The 19,985-nt window shown below is 41.6% G+C and carries 19 protein-coding genes; 11 read left to right on the forward strand and 8 right to left on the reverse strand.

The features are described from left to right. The first annotated feature begins 16 nt into the window (after positions 1-16). The 7 genes from prlC to QUD85_RS15115 all read left to right on the forward strand — a co-directional run bounded on the left by prlC (position 17) and on the right by QUD85_RS15115 (position 8,291). Positions 17-2,059, forward strand: a complete 2,043-nt coding sequence (prlC, locus tag QUD85_RS15085) for an oligopeptidase A (RefSeq protein ID WP_093330666.1) — start codon at positions 17-19, stop codon at positions 2,057-2,059. Between the two features lie 45 nt (positions 2,060-2,104). After that, a complete protein-coding gene (locus QUD85_RS15090; RefSeq protein ID WP_093330669.1) occupies positions 2,105-2,797 on the forward strand; it encodes a DNA-3-methyladenine glycosylase I in 693 nt (230 codons plus the stop codon). Between the two features lie 252 nt (positions 2,798-3,049). Continuing rightward, positions 3,050-4,297: an HlyD family secretion protein gene (locus QUD85_RS15095; protein WP_093330672.1), complete on the forward strand. Its 1,248-nt coding sequence runs from the start codon at positions 3,050-3,052 to the stop codon at positions 4,295-4,297. A gap of 416 nt (positions 4,298-4,713) precedes the next feature. Beyond that, a complete protein-coding gene (locus QUD85_RS15100; RefSeq protein ID WP_093330674.1) occupies positions 4,714-4,935 on the forward strand; it encodes a hypothetical protein in 222 nt (73 codons plus the stop codon). A 519-nt stretch (positions 4,936-5,454) separates the two neighbouring features. Then, the gene (locus QUD85_RS15105; RefSeq protein WP_093330683.1) at positions 5,455-7,590 is read left to right on the forward strand and encodes a peptidase domain-containing ABC transporter; all 2,136 of its coding nucleotides are present in this window, start codon (positions 5,455-5,457) and stop codon (positions 7,588-7,590) included. Positions 7,591-7,752: 162 nt separating this feature from the next. Then, positions 7,753-7,995 carry a type II toxin-antitoxin system ParD family antitoxin gene (locus QUD85_RS15110; RefSeq protein ID WP_093330862.1) on the forward strand — a complete coding sequence of 81 codons (243 nt, stop codon included), beginning with the start codon at positions 7,753-7,755 and terminating at the stop codon, positions 7,993-7,995. Then, positions 7,992-8,291 carry a type II toxin-antitoxin system RelE/ParE family toxin gene (locus tag QUD85_RS15115; RefSeq protein ID WP_093330687.1) on the forward strand — a complete coding sequence of 100 codons (300 nt, stop codon included), beginning with the start codon at positions 7,992-7,994 and terminating at the stop codon, positions 8,289-8,291. The genes QUD85_RS15110 and QUD85_RS15115 overlap by 4 nt, the downstream gene beginning before the upstream one ends. A 112-nt stretch (positions 8,292-8,403) precedes the next feature. On the opposite strand, the gene QUD85_RS15120 is transcribed toward QUD85_RS15115, so the two are convergent. Beyond that, positions 8,404-8,808 carry an acyl-CoA thioesterase gene (locus QUD85_RS15120; protein ID WP_093330689.1) on the reverse strand — a complete coding sequence of 135 codons (405 nt, stop codon included), beginning with the start codon at positions 8,806-8,808 and terminating at the stop codon, positions 8,404-8,406. A gap of 203 nt (positions 8,809-9,011) precedes the next feature. Between QUD85_RS15120 and QUD85_RS15125 the strand changes: the two genes are divergently transcribed. Genes QUD85_RS15125 through QUD85_RS15140 form a run of 4 tightly spaced genes read left to right on the forward strand, consistent with a single transcriptional unit; the run spans position 9,012 to position 13,692 of the window. Beyond that, positions 9,012-10,406, forward strand: coding sequence for a TolC family protein (locus QUD85_RS15125; RefSeq protein WP_093330693.1), 1,395 nt, complete (start codon positions 9,012-9,014; stop codon positions 10,404-10,406). Next, on the forward strand, positions 10,406-11,380 hold the full coding sequence (locus QUD85_RS15130; RefSeq protein WP_093330696.1) for an HlyD family secretion protein: 975 nt from the start codon (positions 10,406-10,408) through the stop codon (positions 11,378-11,380). Before QUD85_RS15125 ends, QUD85_RS15130 begins: the two co-directional genes overlap by 1 nt. A 12-nt stretch (positions 11,381-11,392) precedes the next feature. Then, on the forward strand, positions 11,393-12,547 hold the full coding sequence (locus QUD85_RS15135) for an ABC transporter permease (protein ID WP_093330698.1): 1,155 nt from the start codon (positions 11,393-11,395) through the stop codon (positions 12,545-12,547). After that, positions 12,541-13,692 (forward strand): ABC transporter permease, encoded by a 1,152-nt coding sequence (locus QUD85_RS15140; protein WP_093330700.1) that lies wholly within the window; start codon positions 12,541-12,543, stop codon positions 13,690-13,692. The genes QUD85_RS15135 and QUD85_RS15140 overlap by 7 nt, the downstream gene beginning before the upstream one ends. A 6-nt stretch (positions 13,693-13,698) precedes the next feature. Here the strand turns inward: QUD85_RS15140 and QUD85_RS15145 are convergent, their stop codons facing one another. The 7 genes from QUD85_RS15145 to atpG form a co-directional block, all read right to left on the reverse strand. Then, positions 13,699-14,055: a VOC family protein gene (locus QUD85_RS15145; RefSeq protein ID WP_093330704.1), complete on the reverse strand. Its 357-nt coding sequence runs from the start codon at positions 14,053-14,055 to the stop codon at positions 13,699-13,701. 8 nt (positions 14,056-14,063) lie between these two features. After that, positions 14,064-14,429 carry a hypothetical protein gene (locus QUD85_RS15150; RefSeq protein ID WP_093330706.1) on the reverse strand — a complete coding sequence of 122 codons (366 nt, stop codon included), beginning with the start codon at positions 14,427-14,429 and terminating at the stop codon, positions 14,064-14,066. A 39-nt stretch (positions 14,430-14,468) separates the two neighbouring features. Next, positions 14,469-15,311 (reverse strand): MaoC/PaaZ C-terminal domain-containing protein, encoded by an 843-nt coding sequence (locus QUD85_RS15155; RefSeq protein WP_093330709.1) that lies wholly within the window; start codon positions 15,309-15,311, stop codon positions 14,469-14,471. Between the two features lie 88 nt (positions 15,312-15,399). Continuing rightward, positions 15,400-17,022, reverse strand: coding sequence for a glucose-6-phosphate isomerase (gene pgi / locus QUD85_RS15160; RefSeq protein WP_093330711.1), 1,623 nt, complete (start codon positions 17,020-17,022; stop codon positions 15,400-15,402). Between the two features lie 214 nt (positions 17,023-17,236). Further along, positions 17,237-17,659: a F0F1 ATP synthase subunit epsilon gene (locus QUD85_RS15165; RefSeq protein ID WP_093330714.1), complete on the reverse strand. Its 423-nt coding sequence runs from the start codon at positions 17,657-17,659 to the stop codon at positions 17,237-17,239. A gap of 30 nt (positions 17,660-17,689) precedes the next feature. Then, a complete protein-coding gene (gene atpD / locus QUD85_RS15170) occupies positions 17,690-19,075 on the reverse strand; it encodes a F0F1 ATP synthase subunit beta (protein WP_093330717.1) in 1,386 nt (461 codons plus the stop codon). Between the two features lie 31 nt (positions 19,076-19,106). Then, a complete protein-coding gene (gene atpG / locus QUD85_RS15175) occupies positions 19,107-19,967 on the reverse strand; it encodes a F0F1 ATP synthase subunit gamma (protein WP_093330719.1) in 861 nt (286 codons plus the stop codon). Between the last annotated feature and the right edge of the window lie 18 nt (positions 19,968-19,985).

The following is a 19,985-nucleotide window of genomic DNA, read 5'->3' on the forward strand; positions in this document are numbered from 1 at the left end:
TCAGGAATAGACCCGAATGAGTAATCCTTTATTACAAAATACACCATTACCGCAATTTTCTAAGATAAAACCTGAACATGTACTTCCTGCTGTAGAACAAGCTATTCAAGACTGCAAAGACACTATTAAGCGCGTTTTAGCCGCCAATAGTCAGTACACTTGGCAAAACCTTATTATGCCACTTGAAGAAATTGATGACCGGTTGAGTAAATTATGGTCACCTGTTTCGCATATGAATGCGGTGGTTAATTCCGACGAACTGCGCGAAGCGCACGAAGCCTGCTTACCGCTGTTATCAGAATATGCAACTTTTGTGGGGCAACACCAAGGTCTATTCGAAGCCTATAAACAAATTGCTGAAGGTGAGCAGTATCAAACCTTGTCTGCTGTGCAGAAAAAAGTGATCGACGATGCTATGCGCGACTTCAAGTTATCCGGTATTGCATTGCCAGACGAAAAGAAAAAACGTTACGGTGAAATCGTTACTAAGTTATCAGAACTTGGCAGCAAATTTAGCAATAACTTGCTTGACGCTACTCATGCATTCTCAATTACCATTACTGATGAAAGCGAACTATCTGGTTTGCCAGAAAGCGTTAAAGAAGCCGCGAAAGCACTTGCAGCAGAGCAAGACAAACAAGGCTGGTTGTTTACGCTGGATTTCCCTAGCTATTTGCCGGTAATGATGTATGCCGACAATGGCGCATTGCGTGAAGAAATCTATCGCGCTTTTGTTACCCGCGCATCGGAACAAGGCCCAAATGCAGGCGAATTCGACAACAGTAAAATTATGGCCGACATCCTAGCGTTGCGTCATGAACTGGCACAACTGCTCGACTTCGACAACTTTGCGCAAAAGTCACTTGCCACCAAAATGGCGAATAGCACAGACGAAGTATTAGGTTTCTTAAACGATCTCGCGGCTAAGTCTAAACCGCAAGGTGTAGAGGAAATGGCGGCACTCGAAGCCTTTGCAAAGGAAACGTTTGGCATTACAACGCTCGCACCTTGGGATCTACCTTACTACAGCGAAAAACTAAAACAGCAACGTTATGCTATTTCTGATGAACTACTTAGACCATATTTCCCCGAAAATCGCGTAGTTTCAGGTTTATTTACTGTAGTTTCTAAGCTGTTTAACGTAACTATTGAACAACGCGACGACATAGATACCTGGCACAAAGATGTGTCGTACTACGACATTAAAGACAGCACTGGCAGTATCCGTGGCTCGTTTTATCTAGATTTATATGCCCGTGCGAAAAAGCGTGGTGGTGCCTGGATGGATGAATGTGTCAGCCGCCGTAAAACGCTCGACAATAGCATTCAGCTACCTGTAGCTTACCTTACTTGTAACTTTAATAAGCCGGTAGGCGACAAACCTGCGCTATTTACCCACGACGAAGTGGTTACTTTGTTCCATGAGTTTGGTCACGGTATTCACCACATGTTAACGCAAGTAGACGAAGGCGCTGTATCGGGTATTAGCGGTGTACCATGGGATGCCGTAGAGTTGCCAAGCCAATTTCTTGAAAACTGGTGTTATGAACCAGAAGCACTTGCCTTTATTTCTGGGCACTATGAAACCGGCGAGGCTCTGCCGCAAGAGTTGCTCGACAAAATGCTAGCCGCTAAGAACTTCCAATCAGCGTTGCAAATGCTAAGACAGCTAGAATTCAGCTTGTTCGATTTCAACATGCATACCAACTACAACCCAGACGTTGGCGACGAAATTCAAGCAGTGCTAGACCAAGTACGTGCACAATACGCTGTTGTTAAAGCGCCCGATTTTAATCGTTTCCAACATAGCTTTGGCCATATCTTTGGTGGCGGTTATGCGGCAGGTTATTATAGTTATAAGTGGGCTGAAGTATTATCAGCAGACGCCTTTAGTCGCTTTGAAGAAGAAGGTATTTTCAATACCGACACAGGCGCAAGCTTTCTACATAACATCCTTGAAAAAGGCGGTAGTGAAGAACCTGCCGAGCTATTTAAAGCATTTAGAGGACGTGAACCACAAATTGATGCCTTGTTGCGTCACAGCGGTATCAGTGCATAATCATAAGAAGCGGCTCAGGCCGCTTTTTTATTAACGGGAATTATTATGGCGTTAGAATCTGTAGACAGTATTTTTCAACGTGCCGCCGAGCGCAAAGGCGGTGAACACAAGCTCCTTGCCCTAATGGGTGAAGGTAATAACGACAAATACATCGCAAAGCTGGGCGACGATCGCTTGTTAGCCGAGTTTACTAAAAAGGTCTTTCAGTCAGGCTTTGTTTGGCGCGTGGTTGAAAAAAAATGGCCCGATTTTGAAGAAGTATTTTTTCACTTTGATATCGAGAAAATATTAATGATGCCGGAAGAAATGCTCGAACGAAAAGCCAGCGACGAGCGCATTATTCGCAACTACAACAAAGTAAAAACCATTAAACAAAATGCGCAAATGATGTTTGAAGAGCAGCAAAACGGACATAGCTTTGCTGAATTCGTTGCTAATTGGCCCAGCGAAGACATTATCGGTTTATGGGCATACTTAAAGAAACACGGTGCTCGCTTAGGCGGTAATACCGGCCCTTATGCCTTGCGCACTATCGGTAAAGACACCTTTTTGCTCAGCCGCGACGTAGAGGCCTATTTCCGCGCCAGCAAGCTTATCGACGGCGGCCTACAAACCAAGAAAAGTTTACATGCCATACAAGACACATTCAGCACCTGGCAGCAGCAAAGTGGTTATTCACTTTCCCAACTCAGCCGCTTAGTGTCATATGCCACTGGAGATAATCATATTCAGTTGTAAAGATAGCCGCATTTAGCGGCTATCTTATTTACTTTAAACCTCGTTAATTATCCATAAACACCTAAATAAGTTTATTAATAGATCATTCGTCTAATTGTTTAAAATTTTTTATTTATATATATCAAAACCTTATCCACTTAAGAATCAACAAAACTTAAAAAATGTAAAAAAATATTTGGCAGATCAAAAATTTCTTGTCTACAGTCAATACACAGGTCTAGAACGTGAAGTATTCAAAAGGAATTGGATGTTATGTCATTGTTTAGAAAGGAAGTTTTTGAACACCAGTACAAAAACAAATTGGTTGGAGATATTCCACTTGCTCAGCCATTGTCGCTCAATTTAACGATTGCTTTATTCATCTCTCTCATCTGCTTAACTTTTTGTTTTTTAGCATCATCTAGCTTTGCTCGCAAAGAAACAGTATCAGGTTACCTCATTCCCTCTAAAGGCATCATCAATGCCTATGGCCAGTCCGCCGGGATCATTGAAAAAATCTTAGTTAAAGAAGGCGAGTTCATTCAAAAAGGCCAAGTTTTAGCAACGATAAAAAATCAGTCCAACAATGTCGATGGTAAAGACAACTATGCATTTGAATTAGAACAACTTGATCGACAAAAACAATTACTCAGTTTGTCGATCGAACAACATGAATTGGTCCACAACCAAAACACTTTGCAGCTCTCTAGCCAAATTGATAATGCAGTGCGCGAAAACAAGCTACTGAACAACCAATTAAACCACCTTGATCAAACCAAAAAATTGCTGACACAACAACATAATCGTTTGCTAAAGCTAAGCGCAGCTCAGCATTTATCAAGAATAGAATTGGATCGCCATACACAAAAATTATTAAGTATTTCTAATGAAATCGAGCGAACTAAGTTGCAGCAATTATCCTTAGCAAATCGATTACAAGCGGATAGAAGTCAACTCTTGTTGGCGCCAAAAAATTTGGCAATAGCAACCAGTGCTTTGAAAAGACAACTAGCTGCACTTGAACAGCAAATCCAAAATGTAAGCACTAGTAGTCGATACTCTGTGATAGCCCACCAATCAGGCTATGTGGGCGCAATTCAAATGCGCGAAGGGCAGTATTTAACACCACGCAAACCGATTATTAAGTTAATTCCTAAAGACGCGCAGCTGATAGCAGAATTACTAGTACCAAGTCGCAGTGCTGGCTTCATCAAATCAGGTATGCAAACCAAATTAAGCTTTGATGCCTTTCCTTTGCAAAGATTTGGCTTTATGGAAAGTCAGCTATCAAGCATTGACAAGGTATTGTATCAGCAAGCAGATGAACAAATGCCAGTGAGTATTAGAGAGCCCTTTTATATCGTAAGAGCAACACTAGCTCATCAAAGCTTGGAAGCTTTTGGAAAATCATTCCAATTAAAAAGTGGCATGAAGCTACAAGCAGATATTGTTTTAGAGGAGCGCACTGTATTGCAGTGGCTACTCGACCCAATTTTAAGCGTTAGCGCAAAGTTGGGATAAGAATTCCGCTGTATCTTGCTATAGGAAGCAAGTAAAAACAGGGAATAGATTAAACGGCGCAATAGCAAGGAGCAAACGAGACAAGGATGTCACTGTATTGCCTGTTTAATCGAACTCTTCAAGGACGAAGAGTGTTGTATCCAAAGGAGTTGGAAGAAGTATGTTAGCAAGGAAGCTTTTAGGCACATGGAATGCCAGTACTTCTAATTACAGCGCCGATGGACATTGGAAGTCTACTAACAGCTCTTGTCCGCTGTTAGCAGAAAAGGAGATGCTTTAGTAACTGTTGTAATAGTCGCCAGGACGGTGATACGCACAGTGCACGAAAGGGATCGGCTAAAGCATATTTTCTATGGCTGCTCTGTAAGGAAAAGCTTAATTAACAATCGGCCATGCCGATACAAGGAATGTTAAAAATGAAAGAACTAAATATGGAAGAAGTTCAAAGTGTTAGTGGTGGTACAGATCCTATCCAAGGTTTTACTTGGGGAGGAGCAATTGGAACCGTTGCAGGAGCTGCTGCAACAGGTTCATCAGTCGGAGCTACCAGAGCTGGCATTATTGGGGGAGCGCTGGGTTTCTCTTTTGGTGTTGGCTATGGTATCGGTACTTTGATCTACGATAACTTAATCAAGTAAACAATTGCTGCAGCCTTATAGGCTGCAGATAACATTTTTTAGAGCTTATTATGACTAAATTAAAAGCAAAATCATTAGCTTTGTTAGGAAGCATTTTGAGTCTTTTGTTTATGCTAATAAACCTATTCGATGCAAATTTTTTGTTTTACATCTATTTTTCTTCATCGCTTTTTTTCTATTTTCTATATTTGAACCCGGGTATCTTAGTAGCATCTAAAGCGGATGAGTTAGATAGTCTTATAACTCAAACTAAAGCTAAGTACCTGTTACTGGGTACCTTTATATCATTAGCTATTGGCATGTATGAGTATTTCTTTTAACGATGTTTTGTCAGGGACATCAATTTTAATAGGCATACAAGTCATCTTTAGTATTGTTTCAACTTTTATACAATCTGGAGAATTTGGCTTTGTACTGGATAAAGAGCTATGGCCCTGGTTTTTTATCATTTCTTTTTTCTTTAATTGGTTACTAAAGAGAGAAAAAGACTCAAACTAAAAAACATACTGGACAAAGACTATGGACGGTCGCGTTAAGTTAAATTTTAAACTCAAGAAATCGGTACCTGTCGTTTTGCAAACGGAAGTTGCAGAATGTGGGTTAGCTAGCTTAGCTATGGTAGCTGCCTTTCATGGATACTCAATAGATTTACCGAACCTACGCAAGCTTTTTTGTGCCGGCCAGCAAGGCATGAATCTTCAACAAATGATTGAGGTAGCCGGTAAGCTAAACCTTGCTTCGAGACCCCTGCAATGCCCAATCGATGAGCTACACAAACTCAAATTACCTTGTATTTTACATTGGGACTTAACGCATTTTGTTGTGTTGACTAAAGTATCTTCCAACAAAAAGCATGTAGTAATCAACGATCCTGCGATAGGGCGCAGAAAGCGATCAATTGATGAGCTAAGCAAACACTACACCGGCATATGTTTAGAATTAACACCTACCAATAAATTTAAAAAGAAAACAGCAAAACAAACCATGCGGTTAGGGCAGCTTTGGGGCAAATTAACAGGATTTGCATCGGGACTCTCTAAACTCTTTGCTTTGTCTCTATTGATACAATGTTTTGCGCTGCTATCGCCTTATTATATGCAATGGGTTGTAGACGAAGTTATACCTAGCTATGACAAAAATTTGCTCGTGGTCTTAGCTTTTGGCTTTGGCTTACTATGTTTAGTTAATGTGATCTCTACGGTATTGAGAAGCTGGCTAGTAGTAAGACTATCGAGCACGCTAAACCTGCACCTTGGCATTAATGTACTTAGTCATTTATTAAAGTTACCCATGTCCTTCTTTGAGCGGCGCCATATTGGCGATATTACCTCTAGGTTTGGCTCACTCGCTCAGATTAGAGAACGTTTAACTAACGGTTTTGTTGAAACGCTGGTAGATGGCGTAATGGCTGCATTAGTTATCGTCGTCATGTTTTTTTACTCAACAACGCTTACTTTTATCGTGTTAGCCAGCGTTTCTTTGTACGTGCTGTTTAGGCTTTCTTTGTATCCTAAATTTCATAGAGCAAATGAAGAGCTAATCCAAACAAAAGCGAAAGAGCACACTAATTTTTTAGAAAATGTTAGAGCGATCCAACCAATCAAACTCTATGGGCATGAACCACAAAGACAAGCTATTTGGCAAAATAAGTATGTTGAAGTAGTTAACAATGAAATAAAGATCGGTCGATTAAAAATAACCTTTGATGCCTTCAATCAACTACTTTTTGGCTGTGAGAACGTACTCGTTATCTATGTCGCTACCATACTAGTGCTATCTGGGCAGTTCACTATTGGTATGTTGTTAGCCTTTATTGCTTACAAAAAGCAACTGACCACGCGTTTGGCTAATTTGGTAGAGCAGCTCATTGAATTCAAAATGATGAGGCTTCATTTAGCCCGCCTTTCAGACATCACCCTTGCTAAACAAGAACAATATCAAGAAGGCACAGGAATACAAAAACCGCATGGCCAAGTAACCCTGAAAGACGTCGCTTACAATCTACCTAATGGCGAAACGCTATTTAGCAATGTGAACCTTAACGTTGAGGCAGGGCAAGCGATTGCAATATCTGGTCCATCGGGAAGTGGCAAAACCACGCTGCTGAAAATAATGCTTGGACTAATACAACCAAGCGCAGGCAAAGTGCTTTTAGACGGCACTGACATAAAACAAATCGGCTTAACACACTACAGGAAAGTAGTCGCCGTGGTAATGCAAGAGGATCAATTACTCAATGGCAGCATAATGGATAACATTTGCTTTTTCGATGCTCAACCTAATCCACTTAAAGTAGAAAAGTGCGCACAGTTAGCCAATGTTGCCAACGATATTTTAGCTATGCCGATGGGATTTAATACCTTAGTTGGCGATATGGGAAGTACCTTATCCGGTGGTCAAAAACAACGAATACTGCTAGCGCGGGCTTTGTACAAGGAACCCAAAGTTTTGTTTCTTGATGAAGCTACAAGTCATTTAGATCAGGATAACGAGTCGAGCATTAATAATCATATTGCATCGCTCAATATGACAAGAATCAGTGTCGCACATCGAACTGAAACCCTGAACAGCGCCGACAAAATCTATCACTTAGAACACGGCGTGTTATCGCAAAACAAATTGGATACTGAATCACAGCTTATACAACGCCAATGAGATCCTGTGTATATACAAGGGATGACTTAGGACTAAACTTACAAAAAATTGATTATGGATACTCAAAAAGGACGCAAAACTGATACAGCTTTTTGGCCTACGACTATTGACTACCAACCCAAAAATACCATAATTAGGTATATATTGGTATTGGAGGAAGTTATGGCTAAGAACACAAGTATTACACTAGGCGATCATTTTGACAGTTTTATTGCGAATCAAATTCAAAGTGGTAGATATGGTTCAGCCAGTGAAGTCGTAAGATCGGCACTTCGTTTATTAGAATCTCAAGAAACAAAGCTCAATAGTTTGCGACGCATGTTAGTTGAAGGTGAAAACAGTGGTATAGCTGACTACGATCTTGAGTCTTTTATCAATGAGCTGGATGACGAGTTGAAAATGTGAACCTATTTCTACTGTCGAATAAGGCAAAAAATGACCTGGGAAATATAGCTTTGTTCAGTTATCACCGCTGGGGAAAAGAGCAAAGAAACATATATATCAGACAATTCGATGAAGCTTTTGGGTTACTCGCCAAAAACCCTTCTATCGGTATCCCATGTAATAACATTCAAAAAGATTTCTACAAATTCCCACAAGGCAGCCACTTAATTTTCTATAAGCTAATTGATAAAAATAGTATTCATATAATTAGGATATTGCACAAAAGCGTGGATGTTTCCGCAATCATTGAAGATTAATTCTAGCCCGCACGCCGCTCTAATCTGCCATCAAAACCAGTCATGCATCTCAAACAAGTACATAAAAAGGCTAGCAACCGCTAGCCCTTTTTAAACAATTAATCGAGAAAAACTACGACAATTGCGAAGCCAATCGCGCTTTAATCTCGCCATCTATTTCAACAGGTTTCCCTGTTTTTTGATCAAGCACAACAAAGGTGATATCAGCATCTGCAACGACAGTGTCTGTGCCGTCAATGGTCACTTCTTGATGAAAAACAGCACTTTTGCTGCCAATTTTTGCCAGCTTAGTGGCAATGTTTAAGGTTTGCCCCATGGTGGCGGCACTTCGATAATTGATATTGATATTAACAATTACCCAAGCTAAACCTGCTTTTGCGAAGTATTCGATATCGCCTGTTGTTTCAAGCGCGGCCCAGCGTGCTTCTTCTAAAAACTCTAAATAACGCGCATTGTTTACATGCTGATAAATATCTAAGTGATAACCACGCACTTTGATTTGGGTTTGGTGAATCAAGATTGTCTCCCAAGGTAAAATTTGCAGGCGTGATTTTAGCCTAAAATCCTTAAAAATGTAGCTATTTAGCGAAAAATGAACCTGTTTTTACAAAACTACGTTTTATTTTTAAACGGCGCTGTTGCTTAGCGCTTACATTAGAACCAGTGCCGTGTTAGATTAAAACGTAAACACGATGTAAAAAAATAGGTAAACATTACAGCATGTATCGTCCAGGGTTATCTTTCGTCTTCTTCGTTGCTTGTGCTTTCGCCAGTAAAGCGCACAGTGAAATGCTGAGCTTTCAACAAGCTTGGCAAATGGTGCTGCAACACAACGATGCACTAGCAGCAGAGCGCGCCAATATTGAACGAGCTACCAACGTTGAAGATGCCTTTAGCGATTTAAATTTACCTACTGTTAGCCTTAATGCTGCCTTCACCCGCTTGGATAGAGATGTACAAGTTAAACCGTCTGATCTTATCGCCAGCATGCCAATTGCCGATGTAAACGCTGGCTTAGGCATTGATGTAGACAACTTAGATGGGCTGTTTACGTCAACGCTAACCGAGCGAGACTTCTTTACCAGTTCGGTCACGGCACTTTGGCCTATTTATACCGGTGGTAAAATCTCGGCAGCTCAAGATATTGCAAGCCAACAAACCCTAGAAGCAAGCTATTTGTATGAGCTTAAAAAACAAAAAAGCTTTCAAGACCTCACCAAGTTTTACTATGCCGTTGTGCTAAGTGAACAAATCCTACAAACCAAGCAAGCCTATGAGGATGGGTTAGCGAAACACTTAGATAACGCGCAAAAAATGGAAGAGCAGGGCCAGCTTGCAAAAGTGGAACGGCTGCAAGCGGAAGTGTCGTATGACAGGGCAAAAGTAGCGCGTCAAAAATCGCAGAAAGATTTGGAAATCGCCCATATTGCACTCACTAAGCTGGTTAAATCAGAATCAACAGTTGAGCCAACATCAGCCTTGTTTATTAATGAAACACTGCCGGAAATGTCTGCGTTTAAACAAAAAACGGTCGAACACTATCCCGGCTTAAAAATTATAGAAGCAAAAGAAGCGCAAGCTAACAGCGTAATAGAAATAGAGAAGGGAAAGTATCACCCTGAAGTGTTCTTCTTTGGTAACTACAATTTATATGAAGAAGATAACTTTGCCTCTGAAATATTACCGGATTGGGAAATAGGCGTAGGTATTAAGGTGCCTATATTAGATACCTCTGGCCGTTCTGGTAAAAAGAAGGCGGCGTACAGCCAAGTCATGCAAGCACGCTATTTAAAAGCACAAGCAAAAAGCGATTTAACGGTGCTGGTGGAAAAAGTCTATATGGAAGCCGAGCAGTCACTGGAAGAATACAACGGGTTAGCTTCTAGCCTTGCTCTTGCCGAAGAAAATCTAAAACTAAGGGAAAAAGCATTCGCACAAGGCTTATCTACATCGCTTTCTGTGGTTGATGCTCATATTTATCTCGCCAGTATTCGCTCTGAAAGGCTTTATGCTGCTTACAAATACGTGGTATCGCTAAGCGAACTCGTATCAGTTAGTGGCGAAATACAAGCCTTTTCTCGCCTGCAAAACGAACAAGGAGTACCTGTAAACTAATGAATTATCTCAAACAAATACTCTTACCGTTAGTGATTATTAGCTTGGTCGGCTGGCTGTTTTACCACTTTTATTTGGCTTATCAAAAGCCCGTCGATCGCATTCAAGGGCAGATAGAAGCGCAGCAATATAGTGTGTCATCTAAAATTGCTGGCCGCATCAATAAAGTCTTAGTGCGTAAAGGCGATATCGTTGAACGCGATCAATTGATTTTTACCATGCTTAGCCCCGAAATAGACGCAAAACTAGCTCAGGCAACTGCCGCTGAACGCGCTGCTGGCGCGGTAAAAGAGCAGGCAGATGCAGGCGCACGGAAACAAGAAATAGCCGCCGCCGAAAGCCAATGGCAAAAAGCAAAAGCCGCGAAAGAGCTGATGGAAAAAACCTTTACGCGCTTAGACAATCTATTTAAGGAAGGTGTTGTTTCAGAGCAAAAACGTGATGAAGCCTTTACACAAATGAAAGCCGCACAGTTTAACGAAAAATCGGCTTATCAAATGTACCAAATGGCACAAGAGGGCGCTCGCGCAGAAACCAAGAAAGCGGCAGCAGAACAAGAGCAAATGGCTGCTGGTGTGGTCGCTGAAGTGCAGGCATACCAAGAAGAAACACAGATCAAAAGTTGGCACAGTGGTGAAGTAGCAAACGTATTACTGCAAGAAGGTGAACTAGCGCCACAAGGTTTCCCTGTAGTAACTATTATCGATATAAGTGATGCTTGGGCCGTCTTTCATGTGAAAGAAATAGACCTTAAACGTTTTGAAATTGGTACTAAGCTCGATGTACTTATTCCGGCGCTTGGTGACACCCCTTATTCGTTCGAGGTATCACATGTAGCGGTGATGGGTGAGTTTGCCACATGGAAAGCCACGTCTAACAATCAAGGATTTGATATAAGAACCTTTGAAATAGAAGCTCGACCTACTCAACCCATCGCAGGGCTTCGTGTTGGTATGTCAATGGTTGTTGAATAAGCGCCAGCATCAATGAATACGTTTAGTCAGGGACTTCGGACCTTTTATCATTCGCTTAAAGCTGATAAATGGCTGTTTGTGCTGACGTGTTTCGCGCCAATGTTAATGAGCTTAATCATATGGCTTATTTTTTCTGCACACTTTGCTACGCAGTTGCCTGTCGCCGTTGTCGATCAAGACAAAACAACAATGTCTCGCGCGCTTATACGGTACTACGATGCCAGCCCAACAATATCGATAAACAAAACTGTTGAAGATATCAGTAGCGCACAAGCGTTAATGAACAAGGGTGATGTTTACGCCATTATTATTATCCCCAAGTATCTAGAGCGAGAAACAGTTAAAGGTAGCTCGCCTACGGTCACTACTCGGTATAACAGTCAATATGTGCTGATCGGTAAACTGATAAAGTCGGCATTAGTGCAAGCCCACGGCACGTTTAATGCGATGGTCGAAATAATTAGAAATACTGCCGCTACCCATGGCAACGTCGCGCTTGCAATGAGCGAAGCACTGCCCATTAATCAACAAATCACCTCGCTATACAATGGTAAAAATGACTACGCACAGTTTTTAGTTGCGGCTGCTGTTCCCGCCCTATGGCAAATTATTATTATGGCAGCCACTGTGTTGTTTCTCGAAAAGAACAAAGGGCAATTATTAGTACAGAATCAAGCCAGACGAAAAACCTTTTGGCTGCTTATTAAAGGGTTACTCCCTTTTTCAGTATTGTTTTTTGCCCAAACCTTATTGTTTTTCATGTTTGCGTTGATGTATGCCAATTGGCCCTTTAATGGCAACTTCGCCATTATGATAACGGCCTGCTTTATAGCAACCATCGCTTGCCAGAGCTTAGCGGCTTTCTTGTATAGTATTACCCTTGATGCAGCACGTGCCATGAGTTTGGTCGCGGGTATGGCAGCACCTGCATTTGCTTTTATGGGGATTACCTTTCCAAGTAGCGATATGCCTGTACTCGCGCTAATTTGGAGAAGCTTACTACCAGCTTCCCACTATATTGAGCTGCAAAATCAACAGATGAACTACGGCACAGTGTTGTTTTCCACTTTTAGTAATCTGTTGTCTCTCTTTGCCTTTGCTGTGTTACTAGTTGCAGCAAGTTATATTTTCTATAAACGACAGCCACAAGGTGAAACGCAATGTTAGCCTGGAGTAAGCTGTTTAAAGCCGAATGCAAAGCCATATTTAGCAATGTACCTTTACTGGTAACGGTATTTTTTGGCGTAGTATTTTATTCTTTTTTATATCCCTTGCCGTATGCCAAACAAACGCCGCACAACCTGCCAATTGTAGTTGTCGATAAAGACAATTCAGCGCTTAGTCGACAACTGATTCGTATGATTGACGCAACGCCTGAAGTTAACGTGTTGTCCACGGTCAATTCAGTTGCAGAAGCACAAGATAGCTTGGCGCAAGAACAAACCAAAGGCTATTTGATTGTGCCTAGCCACTTCAGCAAACAGTTAATTATGGGAGAAATACCAACATTAAATTACGGCGGCGACGGTTCATTGTTTTTAGTTTTTGGCACCATAGTGGAGGGGATCTCTTATTCCGTTGGTACGCTTACAGCGTCAATAAAAGTACAACAATCGATCATTGCTGGCGACAACATTAACCATGCAGTAAAGGGCTATGATGCTATAAAACTTGATTTAAAGCCGGTTTATAATCCCACGATCGGTTATCAGAATTACGTCGTGCCTGCGGTGTTTATCTTGATACTACACCAAACCTTACTTATTGCTGTAGGTCTTGTCGGCGCCGATCAAAAGCGCAGTAAAATCGACATTACTGCGACCAAGCCATATTGGTTGATAGCGCCACTGTGGCAGTTATTGTTAGTACGGTTTGTTATGTTTGTCGCCATTTATATACCGCTATCAGCTTATTACCTTGGCGCAGCTCTGGTTTATTATGATGTACCAAGGCTCGCAGATATGGGTGATATAGTTTTAATTACTCTGCCATTTCTACTTGCGGTTATCGCGTTAGGTATTTGCTTGGGTTGTTTAATCGATAAGAAAGAGAATGTAACGCTAGTGGTGCTATTGTCTTCGCTACCATTGGTATTTTTAGCCGGATTTATTTGGCCTACCGAGAGCATTCCACTACTGTTAAATGCCTCTGCTCAGTTTATTCCATCGACGGCAGCAATAAGCATGTATTTGCATAGCAACCAAATGGGTGCAGGCTTAAGCCAGGTGATGACACAGATTCATCAATTATGGGCGTTAGTATTATTGTATGTGTTGATCAGCTTTTACTTGCTAAGCAAAGCTCGACAATAACCAAAGTTATTTATCAGACCACACCGCTAATTCGTTGCCACTCGGTTCGGTAAAATGAAAGCGTCTGCCGCCAGGAAACTCAAAAATATCCTTAACAATGTTTCCACCATGGCTTTGAATAGCAAGTAAGCAAGCGTTTAAATCTTCATGATAAAGCACAATCAGTGCGCTGCCTGTAGCCGTCTGGGCTGACATATCAGCGCGATAAAAGCCCCCCATCAGGCCTGAATTGTCAAACGCGGTGTAATCGGGACCAAAATCAGTAAATGACCAACCAAACACCTGCTCAAAGAATTGCTTGGTAATGGTTAAGTCAGCTGCGGCAAATTCAACATAATTAATTTGGTTACTTACTAAGCTCATAAAAAATCCTAAATAGCCGGTTTTTCAGTACTAAAATAGACACGTGCTAGTAATAAAGACACACCAAAGTAGGCGATACCAAACAACACAAAATCAGCAAGTGATGGGTCTATGGTGACAAAGCTCAAACAACAAATATGGCCGATAAGTCCAATGGTACACATTAAGTAGAAAAAGCTTCTAAAAAAGCGCATATCTACCGTTAACACTGATAACAAAGTAAACACGGCAGCAATAATCGAGATATATACATTACTGAGCGTTGCGCTAAGGTTGCTGATATAAATAAACGTACCAACAAAAGACCACAAATGTAGAAAAGTGAAGGGCAGGCCATCGGCATAGTTTGTTGTTCTTATTGTGACTCTCGCCATGATGTTTTAAATCCTTGTTACTGCTCAAAAAAAAGAGCGTTATGCCGCTCTTTTTTGTTTAACTAAACACACTAGAAATCTATCTTTAAAATCGGAGGAATACAACGATAATTTGCGCGGAGATTCTTGCGCTAACGCTACACCATTTGGTAAAAAGCATGGCCTATTAAAGCTCACTTTTAACTCGCCAGCGTTCTCTAACTGGCTTTGGTCCATATTGGCAAGCATCCAATGTACGTTGTACATACCATGCATAAGCGATGTTTTTAAACCAAACATTTTTGCAAAAATAGCGTGTAAGTGAATTAAATTATAATCGCCTGACACTTTTGCATATTGCCAAGCAATGCTTTGCTCCACCTTGTGCGTTGCCATTACGTCATCTACGTTAGCTTCTTTGCTATTAGCATTAGCTGTTTTAGCCGACTTATATTGCTTGTTCTTATCCAAAATATGATTAACGTTTTCAAGCGTTACTTCGCCATCTTGAATCATCGACGTTTTCAACTGATACACTATACCTTTATCGCTTTTCACATAGTTTTCCATGGTCACTTGAATATCGGTTTTCTGTGTCCAATCATGCGCTTTAATAAATTTAAAGTGGCTAGCAATGTGAATAAGCCCAAGCAGCGAACTCGGGTTTTTACTTTGCGAAAAGGTTAAACCAACGTAAGGGTAAGCGATCAAAAACATGTAGGTAGGCAACACTTCCTGGCAGTTAAAGAGCTTTTTAAATGCGATGATTTTTTCTGGATCAGGAGCGATGTCTTTAAACGTGCGGGTACAAGGTTCAAACGCATCCAGCGGATATTTTTTTCGTGTAGCGACCGACCACAAAATTTCACTTGTCGAAGGTGCTGTTGTATCTAGGCTTTCCATATTAACACCCTATTAACACTTAATAGCGCTAAGATAGCAAAATTTCCGGCTATCGAAAAGTAAAAAGGGCGATTAATCGCCCTTAGTTTTATCGTTTTCTGAAGATTTCAATCAACGCATTGGTTGATGCGTCATTGTCTAACGCTTCGTCTTTATTGACCAATTTGCTTAGCACTTGGTTGCCTAACGCCTTACCAAGTTCTACACCCCATTGATCGTAAGAGTTAACATCCCAAATAACGCCCTGCACAAAAACTTTGTGCTCATACAAGGCAATTAAGCTACCTAACGTTTTAGGATCTAATCTATCAAAAATCAGCGTATTGCTTGGTTTATTACCTGGCATTTCTTTATGTTGAGCAAGCGAGTCGATTTCACTTTCATCCACTTTACCGGCTAGGTTGGCTTTAATTTCCTCAACCGTCTGTCCTGCCATTAACGCTTGTGTTTGACCAAAACAATTACTTGCTAGCATGGCATGATGATCAGCAACATCGTGGTGCGGATACAAAGGCAACATAAAGTCTGCCGGAATAATTGTCGCGCCTTGGTGAATTAACTGATGGAACGAGTGTTGACCATTAGTGCCTTCGCTACCCCAAATAATGGGCCCAGTTTCATAATTAACGACGGTATCTTGTTTAGTAACAAATTTACCGTTACTTTCCATGTCTAACTGCTGCACATAAGCAGGTAATCCACGTAAGTAATGATAGTAAGGCAATAACACGTGAGACTGAGCACCAAAGAAATTACGGTACCAAATACCAAGCAATGCCATGATAACCGGCATATTTTGCTCTAAAGGCGCATCGCAAAAGTGTTGGTCCATGTCGTAAGCGCCCTGTAAAAACGCTTCAAAGTTGTCGTAACCAATACCTAATGCCAAAGGCAAACCAATTGCTGACCATACAGAATAACGACCACCAACCCAATCCCACATAGGGAATACATTTTCTGGGTCAATACCTAACGCTTTGGCTCCTTCAACATTGGTTGATACACATGCAAAGTGCTTGGCTATGTGCGCTTCGCCCGCCTGTTCAACAAACCACTGTCTTGCGCTTTGCATATTACGCAGCGTTTCTTGAGTTGTAAGCGTTTTTGATGAGGTAACAATTAAGGTTGTTTCTGGATCAAGTTTGGCAACCACGTCCTGCATATGACAACCATCAACGTTAGCAACATAATGAACCTTGATATGGTTTTGATAAGGCTTAAGCGCCTCAGACATGATTTTAGGACCTAAAAAGCTACCGCCAATACCAACGCTTATCACATCGGTGAACGCTTTGCCGGTATAGCCTTTAGTTTCGCCTGATACGATACCATTTACATAAGCTTTGATTTTAGCCAATGTTTGTTTGATAACGGGCATCACGTCTTCGCCGTCAACCTTAACTTGGTTGTCGCCAAAATGTCTTAGTGCTGTATGCAATACTGCGCGTTTTTCAGTAGAGTTAATTTTCTCACCGGCAAACATACCATCGCGGGCGCCACTAATATTGGCCGCTTTAGCTAGATCGATAAGAAGTGCGAAGGTTTCGTCTGTAATACGGTTTTTAGAAAAATCTAAGGTAATACCCGACGCTTGCATAGAAAATTGCAAAAAGCGGTTATCGTTTTGCGCAAAAAGATCACGCATGTGCGTGTTTTTAATTGATTCAAAATGGCTTTGAAGTGCCTGCCACTGACTAGATTCAGTTAACATAAGACCCCCACTTGCATATAGCAGAGCTATACCAAGCTTTATTTACTAGTTCTCCCCCACTAGTTGCTCGTATTATGACACAAACGAAAATAAATGCGTGCTTAAAATAGTACAAAAACACTTTCAAGGGATTGGGTGGATAAAAGCGATAAAAAAAGCGGCTTAATAGCCGCTTTTTAACTTCACTAAAACTTAGTGCTTAATTGAATAACGCTTAAAGTTTTTTCTTAAGCGCTTGGATTGCACGTAGTTGTGCTACAGCACGAGCTAGTTCAATTGCAGCTTCAGCGTAATCAACGTTACCGTCTTGAGCATTCATTTGCTCTTCAGCGCGTTGCTTAGCTTCTTCTGCAGCTGTTTGGTCTAGGTCGTCTGCACGCGTTGCTACGTCAGCCAAAACAGTAACACCGTTTGGCTGAACTTCTAACATACCGCCAGATAGATAAAGAACTTCTTCTTCACCACCTTGCTTAACGATACGTGCCATACCAGGTTTTAGTGAGGTCAGCAAAGGTGCATGACCAGGCATAACACCTAGTTCACCTTCGCTACCAGTGATCTGTAATGATTCAATGCGACCAGAAAATAAGCTTTCTTCTGCACTTACTACATTAAGATTTACCGTCATTGCTGCCATGTTGACCTCCTAAGCTAGTTTCTCAGCCGATTACATTGAAGAGGCTTTTTCAGCCGCTTCTTCAATGCTACCTACCATGTAGAAAGCTTGCTCTGGTAAGTGATCGTATTCACCAGCAAGGATTGCTTTAAAGCCACTAATTGTGTCTTTAAGTGGTACATACTTACCTGGAGAACCAGTAAATACTTCAGCAACGAAGAACGGTTGAGATAAGAAACGCGTGATCTTACGAGCACGGTCAACTGTTTGCTTATCTTCTTCAGATAACTCGTCCATACCTAGGATAGCGATGATATCTTTAAGTTCTTTATAACGTTGAAGTACTGACTGTACGCCACGTGCAACTTCATAGTGCTCTGTACCAACTACTAGTGGGTCAAGCTGACGTGAAGTTGAATCTAGTGGATCGATTGCAGGGTAGATACCTTGCGCAGCGATGTCACGGCTAAGTACAACTGTTGCATCTAAGTGAGCGAATGTCGTTGCTGGAGATGGGTCAGTTAAGTCATCCGCAGGTACGTATACCGCTTGGATTGACGTGATTGAACCCGTCTTAGTTGACGTGATACGCTCTTGAAGTACACCCATTTCCTCAGCAAGTGTAGGTTGGTAACCTACCGCTGATGGCATACGACCTAGAAGTGCAGATACCTCTGTACCCGCTAGTGTGTAACGGTAGATGTTATCTACGAAGAAAAGTACGTCACGACCTTCGTCACGGAACTTCTCAGCCATAGTAAGACCAGTCATCGCAACACGAAGACGGTTACCCGGTGGCTCATTCATTTGACCGTAAACTAGTGATACTTTGTCTAGTACGTTTGATTCACTCATTTCGTGATAGAAATCGTTACCCTCACGAGTACGCTCACCAACACCAGCGAATACTGAGTAACCACTGTGCTCGATAGCGATGTTACGGATAAGTTCCATCATGTTAACGGTTTTACCAACACCAGCACCACCGAATAAACCAACTTTACCACCCTTAGCGAATGGACATACTAAGTCGATTACTTTGATACCAGTTTCTAGTAATTCGTTTGAGTTTGACTGATCTTCATACGAAGGAGCTTCACGGTGGATTGACCAACGCTCTTCTTCGCCGATTGGACCAGCTTCATCAATTGCTTCACCCAAAACGTTCATGATACGACCAAGGGTTTCTTTACCCACTGGTACTTGAATTGGGTTGCCTGTGTTTTCTACTGTCAGGCCACGACGTAAACCATCAGAAGAACCCATAGCGATTGTACGTACAACACCACCACCTAGTTGTTGTTGTACTTCCAATGTAAGACCGCTTAGGTCGCCTTCTGTTATGTTTAACGCGTCATATACCTGAGGTACAGCATCTTGTGGGAATTCTACATCCACAACTGCGCCAATGATTTGGACGACTTTACCTGTACTCATGTTTATTCCTCTTTAAAGTTTAAACCTGTGCCTATACCGCAGCTGCACCAGCAACAATCTCACTCAATTCTTGAGTGATGCTTGCTTGACGCGCCTTGTTGTATACCAATTGTAAGCTGTCGATAATATCGCCAGCATTATCAGTTGCAGCTTTCATCGCTACCATACGAGCAGCTTGCTCACATGCTAGGTTTTCTACTACACCCTGATATACCTGAGATTCAATATAACGAACCAACAATTGATCAAGTAATGCTTGCGCATCTGGCTCGTATAAATAATCCCAACGATGTTTGATTTCGTCATCGTCAGACTTAGGCAAAGGTAAAAGTTGATCGATACTAGGCTCTTGCGTCATCGTGTTAACAAATTTGTTATACACAACGAAAAGCCTGTCTATATCACCGTTGTCATATGCATCTAACATCACCTTAACGCTACCGATAAGGTCTGTTACTGATGGTTTATCACCTAAACCAGAAACTTGTGATGTAACATTAGCGCCCATATTGTTGAAGAAGGCAGTAGCTTTAGAGCCAACAACACCAAATTCAACTTCTGCACCTTGTTCCTGCCATTTGGCAGCATCTGCTAATGTCTTTTTGAACAAGTTAATGTTCAAACCACCACACAAGCCACGGTCGGTAGAGACAACGATATAGCCTACGCGCTTAACCTCACGCTCTTCCAAATATGGATGGCGATATTCAAGGTTACCTAGCGCGATGTGACCGATCACATTTCGCATATTTTCAGCGTATGGACGAGAAGCAGCCATCGCGTCTTGTGCGCGACGCATCTTACTGGCTGCAACCATTTCCATTGCGCTGGTGATCTTCTGTGTATTTTGTACACTTCCAATCTTCGATTTTATCTCTTTAGCGCCGGACATGACTATTCTCTCCGAAAA

Source organism: Thalassotalea agarivorans (assembly GCF_030295955.1).
In the GTDB taxonomy this organism is placed as follows: Bacteria; Pseudomonadota; Gammaproteobacteria; order Enterobacterales; family Alteromonadaceae; genus Thalassotalea_D; species Thalassotalea_D agarivorans.